We start from the raw sequence: 15,096 nt of genomic DNA, 5'->3' as shown, positions 1-15,096 counted from the left end.
CAACCCCAACTGCGGCATAACGCCGCAGCTGGCGATACACCTCGTTCCACCACCTCCCCCGGCAAAGCCGCTCCACAACTGGCTTTGCCGGATTCCCTGCACTCCCCGGCGGCACCAGAAGTAAATTTTTGTTGACGCAAAGCATATACGCCGGGATTAGATGACAAATACCCTCCTGATCCTCGCTTGAAGCTCAAAATCCACATGTTCTAATCTGATCGTCGCAGTTGATGCCGCAAGGCACTGCTGTGAGGGAAGAACAACCATAACCATGAGTCGTGGTTTCGCAGGGAAACGTGGCCCCGACACGGAAAAAACAGGGAGGCCTGCAGCGTTGTCTTTGCCGGTCATCCGCGTGAAACATCGCATTCTCGCCTCTGCACTCAAACGACTCTCTGCAATATGTGTATGAGGCTGCCTGATGGCTAACTTTTGGCGCGACAAGCGCGTTTTCGTAACCGGACATACGGGTTTCAAGGGCAGCTGGCTGACCTTGTGGCTGCACCTCATGGGGGCAAAAGTCAGCGGCTATTCCCTGCCTGCGCCGACCAATCCCAGCCTGTTCCATCTTGCGCGCCTGCAAAACTGCGTGCAAACCACGACCGGCGACGTACGCGATGCCAAGCACGTGGCCGAAACCATTGCCGCCGTCCAGCCCGACATCGTGTTCCACCTGGCGGCGCAGCCGCTGGTGCGCGAAGCCTATATCACGCCGGTCGACACCTATGCCACCAACGTCATGGGCACCGCGCATGTGCTCGAAGCCGTGCGCAACACGCCCAGCGTCCGTTCGGTCGTAGTCGTCACCAGCGACAAATGCTATGAGAACCGCGAATGGCTGTGGGGCTACCGCGAGGATGACCCGATGGGCGGGCACGATCCTTACAGCAGCAGCAAGGGCGCAGCCGAACTGGTCACCTCCGCGTATCGCCGTTCCTTTTTCGCCAAGGACCCCGACAACCAAACCGGCATCGCCAGCGTGCGCGCCGGTAACGTGCTCGGCGGCGGCGACTTCGCCGCCGACCGCCTGATCCCCGACTTCATCCGTGCGCTGGAAAAGGATGAGCCGGTCAATATCCGCAACCCGCATGCGGTACGCCCCTGGCAGTTTGTGCTGGAACCACTGTCGGGCTACCTGCAAATCGGCCGGCTGCTCTACGAACACGGCAACAAATATGCCGAGGGCTGGAACTTCGGCCCGGCCGATACCGATCTGCAGACGGTCAGCCAGTTGTGCGCTACGTTCAACCATTCGCTGCAGAAGAATGACGTGGCGCCGGTCGAAGTGCGCCTGGAACCCCAACCGCATGCGCCGCATGAGGCGGCCTTCCTGCGCCTGGACATCTCCAAGGCGCGCCAGCGCCTGGACTGGATCCCCAAGATGGAACTCTATACTGCGCTGGAGCTGACGGCGCAATGGTATGCGGGCTACCTCAACAATGAAGACCTGCGCACGCTCTCCGAGAACCAGATCGCTTTCTACCAGAGTCTGACATAATCGCTCTGTCGCGATTTTCAGAATCGGAAGCACCCATGAACATCCTCGTCACCGGCGGCGCCGGTTACATCGGCTCGCACACCTGCGTGGAACTGCTCAAGGCAGGCCACGAAGTCATTGTCTTCGACAATTTCTGCAACAGCAGCCCCGAATCGGTCGCCCGGGTCCAACGCATTACGGGCAAGGCCGTATCGCTGGTCAAAGGCGACGTCCGCAACCGCGAACAGCTCGAAAGCGTACTGCGCGAATTCAAATGCGAGGCGGTGATCCACTTCGCCGGCCTGAAAGCGGTCGGCGAATCGGTCGAGCAGCCGCTCATGTATTACGACAACAACGTCGTCGGCACCGTACGCCTGCTGGAAGCGATGGCTGCCACGGGCGTCAAGACCATTGTCTTCAGCTCATCGGCTACGGTCTACGCCCCTCCCCAATATCTGCCGCTGGATGAAAATCACCCGCTGGCGGCCAGCAGTCCCTACGGCCGCAGCAAGATGGTCGTCGAAGACCTGCTGCGCGACTGCCATGTCGCGCACCCCGACTGGAAAATCGCCCTGCTGCGTTACTTCAACCCGGTGGGTGCGCACGAAAGCGGCCTGATCGGCGAAGACCCCGACGGCATCCCCAACAACCTGATGCCGTTCGTGGCGCAAGTCGCCATTGGCCGCCGCGAGCGGCTCAGCATCTGGGGCGGTGACTACCCGACGCACGACGGCACCGGCGTACGCGACTTCATCCACGTGGTCGACCTGGCCGTTGGCCACCTGGCCGCGTTGCAAGCGCTGACCTCACCGCAGTGTTTCGCCATCAACCTCGGCACCGGTACCGGCCACAGCGTGCTGGACGTGGTCAAGGCCTACGAAAAGGCCTGCGGCAAACCGCTGCCCTACATCATCGCCGAGCGCCGTCCAGGCGACATCGCCGAGTATTACGCCAACCCCACCGCAGCCAAACACAAACTGGGCTGGGAGGCCAAACGGGGCTTGGATGCCATCTGCGCCGACTCATGGCGCTGGCAACAGATGAACCCCAACGGTTTCAAGTCATAACAGAACCAACCAAGAAAGATATGCTTTTCATTACAGGCGGTGCCGGCTTCATCGGCAGCAATTTCATTCTCGATTACCTCGCACTTGGCCGGGATGAGCGACTGCTCAACATCGACAAGCTGACCTATGCTGGCAATCCCTACAACCTGGCCGGCATCGCTAACGATGCCCGCTACTGTTTCTCGCAAACGGATATCTGCGACGAAACGCTCATTGCCGCGCTGTTCGCCCAACACCGGCCACGGGCAATCCTGCATTTCGCAGCGGAGAGCCACGTCGACCGCTCGATCGCCAGCCCGGACGAGTTCATCCGCACCAATGTCAACGGCACCTTCAACTTGCTGGAAGCAGCTCGCCGCTACTGGAATACGCTGCAGGATGAGGAGCGCGATACCTTCCGTTTCCTGCACGTCTCCACCGATGAAGTCTATGGGACACTGGGGCCACAAGACGCGCCGTTTTCCGAAACCACGCCATATGCCCCCAACAGCCCTTACTCAGCCTCCAAGGCAGCCTCGGATCATCTGGTGCGGGCCTACCACCATACCTATGGCTTGCCCACGCTGACCACCAATTGCTCCAACAATTACGGCCCCTATCACTTCCCGGAAAAGCTGATCCCGCTGGTGATCTCCAACGCAGTCGAAGGCAAGCCGCTGCCAATCTACGGCGACGGCTTGCAAGTGCGCGACTGGCTCTATGTAGGCGACCACTGCACTGCCATCCGAGAAGTGCTTGCCAAGGGAAAACCGGGCGAGACCTACAACATCGGCGGCTGGAACGAGAAACCCAACCTGGAAGTCGTGCATACCCTGTGCGACATCCTGGACCAGCTCAAGCCCAAGGCCGCCGGCAGTTACCGCGACCAGATTACCTTCATCAAGGATCGCCCGGGACACGACCGCCGCTACGCCATCGACGCCCGCAAGATCGAGCGCGAACTGGGCTGGAAGCCGGCCGAGACGTTCGAGAGCGGTATCCGCAAGACGGTTGAATGGTACCTGGCCAATCCACAATGGGTGGCCAATGTGCGTTCAGGCGGCTACCTGACATGGATAGAACAGCAATACGGCGCGAGGGGATAAAAATGGAATATACAGCGAACCGCCGCAAAGGCATCATCCTCGCCGGCGGCTCTGGCACGCGCCTGTATCCGGCCACCACTGTGGTCTCCAAGCAGCTCATGCCGATCTACGACAAGCCGATGGTGTACTACCCGCTGACCAGCCTGATGCTGGCCGGCATCCGCGACATCCTGGTGATCTCCACACCGCAGGACACGCCGCGCTTTGCCGAACTGCTCAAGGACGGCAGCCAATGGGGCCTCAATATCCAGTACGCCGTGCAACCGTCACCAGATGGGTTGGCGCAAGCCTTCATCATCGGCAGCGATTTCATCGGCAATGATCCTTCGGCACTGATCCTGGGCGACAACATCTTTTACGGACGCGACCTTGAACCACCGATGCGCGCCGCCAGCGAACGCACCGATGGCGCAACCGTCTTCGCCTACCACGTGCAGGACCCTGAGCGCTATGGCGTAGTCGAGTTCGACAAGCAACGCAAGGCCATCGGAATCGAAGAAAAGCCGGCACAGCCGAAATCCAATTTCGCAGTCACCGGCCTGTATTTCTACGACAATCAGGTAGCCGGCATCGCCCGCTCGCTCAAACCCTCGGCGCGCGGCGAGCTCGAAATTACCGATGTCAACAAGGCCTATCTGGAGCTCGGCCAACTGCAAGTAGAACTGATAGGGCGCGGCATCGCGTGGCTGGACACCGGCACCCACGAATCGCTGCTCGACGCGAGCCAATTCATCGCGACGATCGAAAAACGCCAAGGCCTGAAAGTGGCCTGCCCGGAGGAAATCGCCTATCGCCGTGGCTACATCGATGCAGCGCAACTGGAGAAATTAGCAACGCCTTTGAAAAAAAATGCCTACGGCCAGTACCTGATGCACTTGCTGACCGATATGAGCTACTGAAACCCAGCATCTGGAACCACAATAATATGCAGGTCAAACCCACCCCTCTATCCGGCGTGCTCCTTATCGAGCCACGCGTGTTCGGCGACAGCCGAGGTTTTTTCTACGAAAGTTTCAACGCCCGGCGCTTCCAGGAAGAAACTGGCGTCGACGCACAATTTGTCCAGGACAACCACTCCAAGTCTGCCCGCAACGTATTGCGCGGCTTGCACTACCAAATCCACCATGCGCAAGGAAAACTGGTGCGCGTCATTCGCGGCGCAGTGCTGGACGTGGCGCTCGACATCCGCCGCAGTTCGCCGACCTTTGGCCAATGGTTCAGTACCGTATTGAGCGAAGAAAATAAATTGCAGCTATGGGTCCCCCCGGGATTCGCACATGGCTTCTCGGTATTGGAAGACGATACCGAATTCCTCTACAAGACCACCGATTACTGGATGCCCGAGCATGAGCGCTGCATCCTCTGGAACGACCCTGCCATCGGCATCGACTGGCAACTGCGGGATGCGCCCGTCATGTCCGACAAAGACAAGCTGGGTATCTTGCTGAACGCGGCCGAAGTGTTCGAATGAAAGCCAATCCATGAAAGCCATGCGCATCCTGCTGACCGGCGCCAGCGGCCAGGTAGGCGGCGAGTTTTTGCGCCGCCTGCGCGCCATGCCGAATCGCATCGAGGTGATCGCCCCGAACCGCGCGCAACTGGACATGGCCGATCCGCAAGCCATACGCCAGGCCGTCCAGGCCGCCAAACCCGACCTGATCATCAATCCGGCTGCCTACACCGCGGTGGTCAAAGCCGAATCGGACAGCGCGCTGGCGTGCGCCATCAATGCCGATGCGCCGGGCGTGCTGGCGGAAGAAGCGAAAAAGATCGGCGCAGCGCTGCTGCATTTCTCCACCGACTACGTCTTCGACGGCAGCCACGCCGGCGCCTACACCGAAGACATGCCGACCTGCCCGGTCAACGTCTACGGCGCGACCAAGCGCGACGGCGAACTGGCCATCGCCGCTACCGGCGCGGCGCACTGGATACTGCGCACCAGTTGGGTGTACAACCTGCATGGCGGCAATTTCATGAAGACTGCGATCCGCCTGGCACAGCAAAAAGAGGCTTACACCATCGTCGGCGACCAGTTCGGCGCGCCGACCTGGGCCTCGACCATCGCCGCGGTATGCTGCCGCATGCTGGCCGGCGAACACGGCGGCAAGGAACGGGTGCACGCCACCAGCGGCACCTATCACCTGACCGCGGCCGGCGCCACTTCCTGGCACGGCTATGCCTCGATGGTCGCCCGGGAACTGATGGCGCGCGGTGTCCCGGTCAAGCTCAAGGGGCTGGAACAGATCACGCCGGTGCCGACCTCCACCTATCCCACGCCGCCGCAACGTCCGCTCAATTCGCGCCTGGCCTGCGGCAAACTGGAACGCACCTTCGGCATCACGCTGCCGACCTGGGATGAAGATGCGCTGGCCTGCCTGCAGCAGATCATCGCGCACTATGGGCTGGACCAGGGCAAGTTGCTGCCGGACTGACCCGCGCACCCGCCCGTATCCAAAACAACAGCGCCGCCGCACTTTCAACAAATGCGGCGGCGCTGTCGCTTCCGGCACAACCCATCAGTGGCTGGGCACGTACTGTTTCTGGTCGCCCCTGGTAATCAGGTTGAGCTGGCCGAAGAAACGCTGGTAAGCCGGCTCGCCATACCGCGCACGCAACTCCCGCAGCAGCAGGAAACTGCCCAAACGCTCGGCGCAAAAAGCCCAGGCGCGGGTCTGGTAGCCCTCGCGGCGGGTGTCGTAGCGCTGCACGCAATACCAGGTCACGGCCTCGATCTGGCCGATGGCCTGCAGCCAGAACTGGGCCGGGAACACGCCCAGTTCGACGCCGCCCATGAAGAACACTTTCTCGCTGAAGAACGCCTCGGCTTCGGCCTTGCCGAACACCCCCAGCTCGATCGCCGCCGCCGCGTAGCGCAACAGGTCCTCGGCATAATGCGCATGCGCATAGTGGGTCAGGTAGCCGGCGCTCTGCCCGCCATAGTTGAAGCCGCAGGTCTGGCCGATCACGAAATCCTGGGAACCCGGCTCCAGCATCTGCTCCAGGCTCTGGTGGGCGAACTCCCGGTCGGACACCACGTCCATCATCCAGTTATCGTCGGCCGGCACGCCGCTGATGCGCTCGCGCGAGACGAACTTGCGGTACATGCACACGCCCACGCGCTGCACCTTGGGGTACTCGCGCAGGATCAGGTTGCGCAGCGCGAAATTGCCCAGCATGCCGCCCACGATGGGATGGTAAGGTACCCACTCCGGCGCAAGGTCGCGCAGGTTAAGCGCGCCGTCATGTTGCGATTCGCCCAGATAGATCGGCAAGACGTAATCGGGAAACTTCACCGGTAGCGGCACGTGGGTCATGCAGCCGAACACCAATTCGCCACGCGCGGCCTGTGCCGCCGCATCGGACGCCGCAACGGGAGAACTTCCGCCCAGCCGGAGCCCGGATGACGAAATCGCCGCAGCGGCGGAAGAAATACTGAGCGGACGCTGCTCAGCCGCCACCGCCGAAGGTGGACGGGCCGGCGCTGCGTTCACTTCGCGCAGCAGACGCGCGCCCAGTGCGTCGAAACGGGAGCGCACGAGCGCATCATTCTGTTGCGCATAAGCGGCGCGCAGCGCGTCGAGCGCCATCAGGTCCTGCGCTGCAAGCTGCTGCGCCGCAGGCATCTGCGCAGGCGGGCAATGCCAGATTTGCAATTGCTGATCCAGCGCCAGCACCAGCGAAGCCAGCCGCTCGCCCAGCAGGCGTTTGACGCTCACCGTCTCGTTCGTCGGCACTGTGCCGTTAAGCTGGTCAGTGAGCTGCCCGTTCTCTTCGCCGGCAAGCTGATACAGCCGCTCGGCCAAATCGAACCAGGTCCGCCAGAACACAGGTTTGGCCAACACGAAACCATTGAGCACGTTGCTCTGCCAGGCCGGGACAAAATTCTCCGGATCGAGCGCCAATCCCACACTGTCCAGGAAAGCACGCGCGGAGGCGACCAGGCCCGGCAACTGGTGCTCGCCCTGCAGGAAAAGATTGAAATGCGCGGCCGCATCGAGTGTGCGCGGGAAGAAGGTATAGGCGTCGCGCCCCGGCTCGGTCTGCACCAGCCCAACCAGGCGGGCAGCACTCAGGCCGGTCTGCGCGACAAAGCCGCGCGGCACGAAGGCATACCAGTGCTCATCATCCACCGCCTGCGTATGGAAGAAGCCGCGGATCGCGGCAAAGTCGCCCCAGGCGCCGGACTCAGGGTTAGCCAGCGGCGTAAAGCCGGCATCCCCGGCGTCGCCGCTATCGGGGCAGATCTGGAAAAGATGGATGTTCATGGATGCCTTATCGTGTCGCCGCGCGTATCACCAGACCTGCAACTGCGGCACGGCAATGGCGAAGCGGCCGCCCCAGCCGCGGATCTCGGCCAGTTGCTGGGCAACCTCGTCCTTGATGTTCCATGGCAGGATCAGCACCACGTCGGGCTTCTCCTGCAGCAGGCGCGCAGGCGAGACGATGGGGATGTGGCTGCCCGGCATGTACTTGTCCTGCTTGGAAGGCGCGGCATCGGCCACCAGCGGCAGCAGGTCGGGATGGACACCGGAATAATTGAGCAGCGTGTTGCCCTTGGCAGCGGCGCCGTAGGCCAGGACCTTCTTGCCGGCGCGCTTTTGCGCCAGCAGGAATTCCAGCAGGCCGGCCTTGATCTCTTCGGCCTTGCGCTGGAAACCGGCGTAGGCATCGATGCTTTCCAGACCGAAGGCGCGTTCGCGCGCCAGCATGGCGGGCACCGCCGGCGCCGTGGCCAGCGCGGCATCCAGATGGCAGGCATAGATACGCAGGCTGCCGCCGTGCGTAGGCAGCTCCTCGACATCGTACACGCGCAACCCTTGCGCGCGCATCACGCGCTCTACCGCCACCAGCGACAGGTACGAGAAATGCTCATGGTAGATGGTGTCGAACTGCGACTGCCCGATCAGGTTGAGCAGGTGCGGGCACTCCACCGTCACGGTGCCTTGCGGCGCCAGCAGCGCCGCCATGCCGCCGACGAAATCATTGATGTCAGGCACATGGGCCAGCACATTGTTGGCGGCGATCAGGTCGGCCGCGCCATGGCTCTGGCGCAAGCGCTGCCCGAGCGCCACGCCGAAGAATTCCTCGACGATGGGAATGCCCTTCTCGCGCGCGGCGTCGGCGGTACTCTTGGTCGGTTCCACGCCCAGGCAAGGAATCCCTTTTTGCTGCACATATTGCAATAGGTAACCATCGTTGGCGGCCAACTCCACCACCAGCGACTTTGCATCGAGGTTCAGCCGCGCGGCGATCATGTCGACGTAGCCGGAGGCGTGCTTGAGCCAGGTGCTGGAAGTCGACGAGAAGTACGCGTAGTCGGTAGCAAACAACTGGTCGTAATGAGTGTAATCCTCGGTCTGCACCAGCCAGCACTGGCGGCACACCATTACCTTCAGCGGGTAATAGGTCTCGGGCCGCTGCAAGTCCTCTGCCCTCAGGTAGGCATTGGATGGCGGCGAGAAGCCCAGGTCGATGAAGGTGTCATGCAATTCGGTCTGGCAGTGGCGGCATTTCATAGCGAGATTCCATCGAAATCGGAAGCCAGCAGCGGGTGCTGGAGGTCGCGCGGCGACAAATTCTTCGGCGGCAATGGCCAGGCGATCGCGGCACGCGGATCATCATGGCGCACGCCGCCTTCGGCGGCCGGCGCATAGGCCGCAGTATGCAGGTAAAGCAGGGAGGCGTCAGCCGAGAGCGCCTGGAAACCGTGCGCGCAGCCCTCGGGAATCAGGATGGCGCGGTCATCCCCGGCAGCCAGTTCGACCGTGCGCCATTGCAGGAAAGTCGGCGAGCCGCGCCGCAAATCCAGCACCACGTCGAACACGCTGCCTGCGATGCAGCGGATGAGTTTTTTTTCGGCATGCGGCGCATATTGGAAATGCATGCCGCGCACGCTGCCGGGCTCGGCCGTGACCGAGTTGTTGATCTGCACGATGTGGCTGCCGTCCAGCACGGACGCCAGTTCATCCTCGCAGAACCAGCGCGCGAAACCGCCACGCGCATCGCCGCGGCGCAGGCTGGAGACGACCACGGCGCCGGCGATGCCGGTCTCCTCGATCCGCAGGTTCACGGCGTCAACTCCAGGTCTTCCAGCGCGCCTGGTCCTGGTCCCACATCTGGTTCAGCTGGATCTTGTCGCGCAGTGTATCCATGCACTTCCAGAAACCGTGGTGCGGCCAGTTCAGCAGTTTGCCATCGGCGGCGATCTGCTCCAGCGGCGCGCGCTCGAAGATCGTGCCCTCGCCGTCCTTGAGGTAATCGAACACGCCCTGGCGGCACACCATGAAGCCGCCATTGATCCAGCCCAGGTCGCCCGGCGGCTTCTCGCGGAAGTCGCGGATCAGGCCGGCCTCGTCGGTCTGCACCATGCCGAAACGCGCCTCGGGCTGCACCGTGGTCATGGTCACTACCGGCTGGTGGCTGCGGTGATGCCGCACCAGCGCGCCCACATCCACGTCGGAAACGCCATCGCCATAAGTCAGCATGAAATCGTCGTCCTTGAGGTAATCGCGCGCAGCCAGCAGGCGCCCGCCAGTCTGGGTATGCAGGCCGGTTTCCACCAGCGTGACCTTCCACGGCTCGGACTTGTTGCGGTGCACTTCGACGCGGTTGTCGGCCAGGTCGATGGTAACGTCACCCTGATGCAGGAAATAATTGGCAAAGAACTCCTTGATCATGTAGCCCTTGTAGCCGAGCAGGATCACGAATTCGTTGAAGCCGTGCTGCGAATAGCCCTTCATGATGTGCCACAGGATCGGCTTGCCGCCAATTTCGACCATCGGTTTCGGCCGCACATCGGTTTCTTCCCCGAGCCGCGTGCCCAGGCCACCTGCGAGAATGACAACTTTCAATTTCTGCCCCTAACACTGGATGATGAGCGGCCCTGCCCGCCAGGCACGGCCGCGCGGAAAGCATTTCCATCAGCCAATGGATGCCCTCCGGCGAAGAAGATATGTTACCGGCTTTGCCATGGGGATATCCGCCGGTCTGCACGGTTTATCGGTTCCAATTTGGCTTTTTGCGGCTCCAGGGGAATCTGCCTGATCCGACGATTTGTCGGCATCTTTACCGCCAATTCGCCCAATTCACGGCAAAAACGCACTGCTATACTGGCCCGCAAACCCGACCGCCCCCAGCCATGAAACAAGATTTGTTCGCCCGCCTGAACCTCCCCTATTACATCCATGGCCCAGCCTATGCCGAAAATACGGACGAGGCACGCGCACTGCACCACCTGTGCCACGCACTGAACCTGGCGGGCGAAGAAGCCTATGTCACCGAGGAGGGCAATGGCGCGCTGCATACGCCGCGCGTGACGCAAGGGCGTATCGAAGCCCATTTGCACGCCGGACGCCGGGCCATCGTCATCTACCCCGGCCACATCGCCGGCAATCCGCTGGGCGCAGACCATATCGTGCGTTACCTGCTGGCGCCGCCCAGCGCGCCGGGCGCGGCCACTGCAGAGATGCTGCTGGCGTGGTGCCCCGGACTGGCCAGCGCCGCCGTGCCGCTGCTGGAGACGCCTCTGGCCGATGACGCCGCCTATGCGCAGGGCAAAGAGGCCTTTGCCGGCCAGCTCCGGGCTTTCATCGATGCCAGCCAGCGCCGCTTCAATCCAGTCACGCCGGTTGTGCCGGCCGTGCCCGCGCAACGCGCCGCCGTACCGCAGGTCATCCCGGGCCGGCTGGCGCGTCCGCTGGCAAGGCTGGCACAGGCTGGTGCCACGGCGCCCGCCGCTTCAGCCGCCCCTCGTCCGCCTGCAGCCACGGCCCGCCCACCGATGCCGGGCTCCCAGCCGCCCCCTGCGGTGCAACCCTTGCCCAGCGCCGTGGCGGCAGTCCCGGCCAGACGCAAAAAACGCATCGTCGTCTATTCGGTGGAGTCGACCTGGAGCCCTTGCCCGCAAATTCGCCTGATCCGCCCGTTCGCCCACCTGCAAGGCGACTGGGAGATGGTCTGGGGCATCGACAACGGCAAGCTGCAAACCGATGCCCTCGACCATGCCGACCTGATCGTGCTGCACCGCTTCACACCGGGGCTGATGTCGCTCTCGACGCTGCAAGCCATCTTCAACCTGAACGTGCCGGTGATCTACGAATCGGATGACCTGCTCAACGATATCCCGCACGACCATCCGGAAGCGCAACAAAGCGCAAGCTGGAAAGAAGGCATCGAATATGCCGTCAGGCATGCGAAGGCGGTAGTGGTGTCGACCGAATTCCTGGCGTCCAAGTACCGCGATCTCAATCCGGCGGTACATGTGCTGCCCAACTATATCGACTTCGACCTGTTCCACCGTCCGGTGCCGCAGGGAAACGGCGCCGGGAAGATCAATATCGGCCTGCTCGGCTCTTCGATCCAGCCGTCCAACTTCGCACTGGTGGACGAGGCGCTGCGCGCACTGGCAGAACGCTACGGCGAACGCCTGCACATCGATTTCGTCGGCTGGGAATGCCCCAGGGGCTGGGCCGGCCATCCCTTGACGACCTTCCATTCCTTCGTCCACCAGTACGTTGACTATGCGGCGCAACTGCGCCAATGGAATTGGGATATCGCGCTGATCCCGCTGGCCACGGACGAGTACAACCAGTGCAAGAGCTATATCAAATGGCTGGATTATTCGGCTGCCGGCATCGCTTCGGTGTTCAGCGACGTCTCGGTCTACAACGAGGTCGTCACGCACGACGTAACGGGCTTGCTGATGCCCAATTCCGGGGATGCCTGGCGGGAGGCCATCACGATGCTGATCGAATCCCCGGCAAAGCGCCATGCGCTTGCACGCGCAGGCCAGAAGGAAGTGCAATCGGGTTTTGACCTCGCGCACAAGGCCGCGCTGTACCACCAGACGTATGCGGGCCTGCTCTGAACGGCATCCCCGCAGGCACAAGGCAACGACCAAAAAATAGGGAAAAGCAATGAGCAATGCGCTGACAAACATCTGGAAATGGCAAGCGGACATGGAAAAATCCTTGCGTTTCCCCTTCAGCAACGCGAAACGCATCCGCCAGAACCATTCACAGGCATGGCAAGACCTTTACGTGCTTTCCATGCTGGGCGGGAAGACCAACGGCCGCTATCTGGAAGTGGGCGCGAACGTGGCAAGTTTCCACAGCAATACCTGTCTCCTCAATACGGCGTTCGACTGGCAAGGCATCTCGCTCGAATACGACCCGTCGTGCCTGCAGTCCTGGATCAAGGAGCGCCCGGATGCGGATTTCGTCATTGCCGACGCTTTGACCCTGGACTATGCGCAAGCCCTCCCCCGCTGGTTCGGCGAAGAAAACAAGCGCATCGATTACCTGCAGCTGGATATCGACCCCAGCTTCAACACCCTGCAGGTGCTGAAAAAGCTGCCGCTGGATACTTACCGCTTTTCCGTCATCACCTTTGAGACCGATGCCTATTCGGGCGACCATCGGGCGCGCAATGAAAGCCGTGAGCTTCTGCGAAGCCACGGATATCAATTGGTGGCGCCCGACCTGTGCGTGATGTATGCCGTGGTATCGCCCAATCCGATTCCGTTCGAAGACTGGTGGGTCGATCCGCAAGGCGTGGATGCCGCGAAAATCGAGGAACTGCTGCGGCTCCCGCATTCGCCGCTGATGCCCCAGAACGTCCTGTTCCGCGACTGACCGCGCGCCACAATGACTATCAACAAGATCACACAGGCAAAACTCTGGCCCAGGTTCGATGAGCCAAATTACCTGGAATTTTGCCCCTCGGTCGTCGCCCTGCCCAACGGAGAGCGCTGGGTCGCATTCCGGCGCAACAAGAGGCCGCCCGTATGGGGCGCCGGCGAGATATGGATGGTCCGGGTCGACCAGGACCTGCAGCCGGCCGGGGAACCGTTCCAACTGATCCCGGAGGGCGAGGACCCGCGCCTGCTGCTGGTCGGCGACCGACTGTTCCTGTTTTACGTCTACGTCGACAGGAGCGCCCAGGGCGAAATCATCGGCACCACCATTGCCCTGGCGGAATTGAACTGGCAACGCGGCTTCGAACTGGTCCATCACGTCAAGCTGCCGCAAAATCCGCTCGGTACTGGCAAAAAGCCCGACAATTCGATGCTGGGCTACGAAAAGAACTGGGTACCGTTCTTCATCGACCTGAATACGATCGGCATCCTCTACTCGCACTCACCCTGGATCGTGCTGGAACTTTCCATCACAGGCACGCCGGCGAACTGGAGTTTCGGCGCCACGCACCAGGGCCCGGGGGTGGAATGGGGCTACGGAGAAATTCGCGGCGGCAGTGTCCCCATCCCCTACGGAAATGACGAATACATCACCTTCTTCCATTCTTCCGCCAAGACCGGCGGCAAGAAAATCTACTATGGCGGCGCCTGCATCTTTTCACGGCGCGCGCCTTATTCCCCGCGCCATTTCACGCCGCTGCCGCTGACCACCTCACCGTTCAAGTCCGGCAGCGACAAGCATGGCTGGTACCTGGGACAACCCATTATTTTCCCGCTCGGCGTCGCCTTCAACGAGAGCCGCGGCAGCTATGAGATCCTGTGCAGCCTGGACGACTCTTCCATCTGCCTGTATTCGGTTCCCGGCGACTACCTGCGCGAACGCCTGCTGGGCATGGAAAACGACCCGGAAGTGCTGCGCACGCTGAGCTACCGCAAGAACTCTCCCGGCGACCGCGAACTCTTTATCAGCACCAGGAAGAGCCGCGTCGCCTTCCAGGATGAACTGGTCCGTTTTTTCAACGCCATGGAAGTCGACGGCGATCTGTACATCGACATCGGCAGCGACGACGGCGGCCTGCTGGCCGCGCTCAACAACCAGTTCGACCGCAGCATCGCAGTGACGCTGACGGAGCCGGCACAGGCCATGCGCGAGCGTAACGCCAGGATCAACCAGCTCGACAACCTGACGCTCCTGAATCTGCAAGACTTCAGGCCGATGGCCTCGTCGCTCGCTGCCGAGCTGGCTACGGGCGAAAGCCAGACCTGGATGCGCTTCGACTGCAGCGAAGCCGACATCGACCTCGACCACTACATTCCCCTGGCCTTGCAGATGAAGGCTTCCATGCTCTTCGCCGGCGTCCCCCAGCAAGCCATGCAAGCCCTCTACGGCCAATACAAGATGACGGGTTATGCCGTATCGACTATCGCAGCCGACAACCGGCTGATGTACCTGTTCATCGCCGCGCATCAAGTACCGAAATACCAATGGTTCATATGAAACTGCCGCGATCAAGCGGCGTGCTGCCGACTCAATGTTTTCCGAAACTTCGAGTCCGCAGTACGCTTTCAACACTGTCAAAAGACGGGATCCCGAGCCTATAATCTGCTCTATATTCGGATATGGAAGTCATCACCCCATGAAGGGCCGTCATATGGGCAAAGGGTTTCCGACTAAATCAATCTACTGGGGGATACATGACGATCGATGAAGCATTGAAGGCGCTTCCTGATGCATTTGCGCAAAAGAACTATGCATGGTGCGAGCAGATATCT

General features: G+C 61.6%; 13 protein-coding genes. 9 read left to right on the top strand and 4 right to left on the bottom strand.

Annotation, left to right across the window (positions count from 1 at the left end; translation table 11 throughout):
• Positions 1-421 precede the first annotated feature (421 nt).
• The 6 genes from rfbG to rfbD are packed head-to-tail and all read left to right on the top strand — an operon-like array spanning position 422 to position 6,061.
• Positions 422-1,498 carry a CDP-glucose 4,6-dehydratase gene (gene rfbG, locus AKL28_RS08540; protein ID WP_174525364.1) on the top strand — a complete coding sequence of 359 codons (1,077 nt, stop codon included), beginning with the start codon at positions 422-424 and terminating at the stop codon, positions 1,496-1,498.
• Between the two features lie 35 nt (positions 1,499-1,533).
• On the top strand, positions 1,534-2,544 hold the full coding sequence (gene galE, locus AKL28_RS08535; protein WP_050467703.1) for a UDP-glucose 4-epimerase GalE: 1,011 nt from the start codon (positions 1,534-1,536) through the stop codon (positions 2,542-2,544).
• 20 nt (positions 2,545-2,564) lie between these two features.
• Entirely contained in the window at positions 2,565-3,629 is a 1,065-nt protein-coding gene (gene rfbB, locus AKL28_RS08530) for a dTDP-glucose 4,6-dehydratase (protein ID WP_050467702.1), read from the top strand.
• A gap of 2 nt (positions 3,630-3,631) precedes the next feature.
• Positions 3,632-4,528, top strand: coding sequence for a glucose-1-phosphate thymidylyltransferase RfbA (gene rfbA / locus AKL28_RS08525; RefSeq protein WP_050467701.1), 897 nt, complete (start codon positions 3,632-3,634; stop codon positions 4,526-4,528).
• A 26-nt stretch (positions 4,529-4,554) separates the two neighbouring features.
• Complete coding sequence (gene rfbC, locus AKL28_RS08520; RefSeq protein ID WP_050467700.1) at positions 4,555-5,100, top strand: dTDP-4-dehydrorhamnose 3,5-epimerase; 546 nt, start codon at positions 4,555-4,557, stop codon at positions 5,098-5,100.
• Between the two features lie 10 nt (positions 5,101-5,110).
• Positions 5,111-6,061, top strand: coding sequence for a dTDP-4-dehydrorhamnose reductase (gene rfbD, locus AKL28_RS08515; RefSeq protein WP_050467699.1), 951 nt, complete (start codon positions 5,111-5,113; stop codon positions 6,059-6,061).
• Between the two features lie 84 nt (positions 6,062-6,145).
• On the opposite strand, the gene AKL28_RS08510 is transcribed toward rfbD, so the two are convergent.
• The 4 genes from AKL28_RS08510 to rfbF are packed head-to-tail and all read right to left on the bottom strand — an operon-like array spanning position 6,146 to position 10,480.
• Positions 6,146-7,894 (bottom strand): hypothetical protein, encoded by a 1,749-nt coding sequence (locus AKL28_RS08510; RefSeq protein ID WP_050467698.1) that lies wholly within the window; start codon positions 7,892-7,894, stop codon positions 6,146-6,148.
• A 27-nt stretch (positions 7,895-7,921) separates the two neighbouring features.
• A complete protein-coding gene (locus AKL28_RS08505; protein WP_050467697.1) occupies positions 7,922-9,145 on the bottom strand; it encodes a class I SAM-dependent methyltransferase in 1,224 nt (407 codons plus the stop codon).
• Positions 9,142-9,699, bottom strand: coding sequence for a dTDP-4-dehydrorhamnose 3,5-epimerase family protein (locus AKL28_RS08500; RefSeq protein ID WP_082221422.1), 558 nt, complete (start codon positions 9,697-9,699; stop codon positions 9,142-9,144). The genes AKL28_RS08505 and AKL28_RS08500 overlap by 4 nt, the downstream gene beginning before the upstream one ends.
• A gap of 4 nt (positions 9,700-9,703) precedes the next feature.
• On the bottom strand, positions 9,704-10,480 hold the full coding sequence (gene rfbF / locus AKL28_RS08495) for a glucose-1-phosphate cytidylyltransferase (RefSeq protein ID WP_050467696.1): 777 nt from the start codon (positions 10,478-10,480) through the stop codon (positions 9,704-9,706).
• 287 nt (positions 10,481-10,767) lie between these two features.
• Between rfbF and AKL28_RS25020 the strand changes: the two genes are divergently transcribed.
• The 3 genes from AKL28_RS25020 to AKL28_RS08480 all read left to right on the top strand — a co-directional run bounded on the left by AKL28_RS25020 (position 10,768) and on the right by AKL28_RS08480 (position 14,821).
• Positions 10,768-12,495 carry a glycosyltransferase family protein gene (locus tag AKL28_RS25020; protein ID WP_231602373.1) on the top strand — a complete coding sequence of 576 codons (1,728 nt, stop codon included), beginning with the start codon at positions 10,768-10,770 and terminating at the stop codon, positions 12,493-12,495.
• Positions 12,496-12,586: 91 nt separating this feature from the next.
• The gene (locus tag AKL28_RS08485; protein ID WP_156226273.1) at positions 12,587-13,261 is read left to right on the top strand and encodes a class I SAM-dependent methyltransferase; all 675 of its coding nucleotides are present in this window, start codon (positions 12,587-12,589) and stop codon (positions 13,259-13,261) included.
• 12 nt (positions 13,262-13,273) lie between these two features.
• A complete protein-coding gene (locus AKL28_RS08480; RefSeq protein ID WP_050467694.1) occupies positions 13,274-14,821 on the top strand; it encodes a hypothetical protein in 1,548 nt (515 codons plus the stop codon).
• Positions 14,822-15,096 lie beyond the last annotated feature (275 nt).

The sequence above is a fragment of the Herbaspirillum chlorophenolicum genome (assembly GCF_001189955.1).
GTDB classification, from domain to species: Bacteria; Pseudomonadota; Gammaproteobacteria; order Burkholderiales; family Burkholderiaceae_D; genus Herbaspirillum; species Herbaspirillum chlorophenolicum.
This window is presented reverse-complemented; position numbering and strand designations above follow the sequence as displayed.

What these genes read in the sequence shown, in the direction of transcription:
- AKL28_RS08510 (WP_050467698.1), bottom strand. Translation starts at nt 7,894, where the DNA reads ATGAACATCCATCTTTTCCAGATCTGCCCCGATAGCGGCGACGCCGGG.
- AKL28_RS25020 (WP_231602373.1), top strand. Translation starts at nt 10,768, where the DNA reads ATGAAACAAGATTTGTTCGCCCGCCTGAACCTCCCCTATTACATCCAT.
- AKL28_RS08505 (WP_050467697.1), bottom strand. Translation starts at nt 9,145, where the DNA reads ATGAAATGCCGCCACTGCCAGACCGAATTGCATGACACCTTCATCGAC.
- rfbD (WP_050467699.1), top strand. Translation starts at nt 5,111, where the DNA reads ATGAAAGCCATGCGCATCCTGCTGACCGGCGCCAGCGGCCAGGTAGGC.
- rfbG (WP_174525364.1), top strand. Translation starts at nt 422, where the DNA reads ATGGCTAACTTTTGGCGCGACAAGCGCGTTTTCGTAACCGGACATACG.
- rfbA (WP_050467701.1), top strand. Translation starts at nt 3,632, where the DNA reads ATGGAATATACAGCGAACCGCCGCAAAGGCATCATCCTCGCCGGCGGC.
- galE (WP_050467703.1), top strand. Translation starts at nt 1,534, where the DNA reads ATGAACATCCTCGTCACCGGCGGCGCCGGTTACATCGGCTCGCACACC.
- rfbB (WP_050467702.1), top strand. Translation starts at nt 2,565, where the DNA reads ATGCTTTTCATTACAGGCGGTGCCGGCTTCATCGGCAGCAATTTCATT.
- AKL28_RS08480 (WP_050467694.1), top strand. Translation starts at nt 13,274, where the DNA reads ATGACTATCAACAAGATCACACAGGCAAAACTCTGGCCCAGGTTCGAT.
- AKL28_RS08485 (WP_156226273.1), top strand. Translation starts at nt 12,587, where the DNA reads ATGGAAAAATCCTTGCGTTTCCCCTTCAGCAACGCGAAACGCATCCGC.
- rfbC (WP_050467700.1), top strand. Translation starts at nt 4,555, where the DNA reads ATGCAGGTCAAACCCACCCCTCTATCCGGCGTGCTCCTTATCGAGCCA.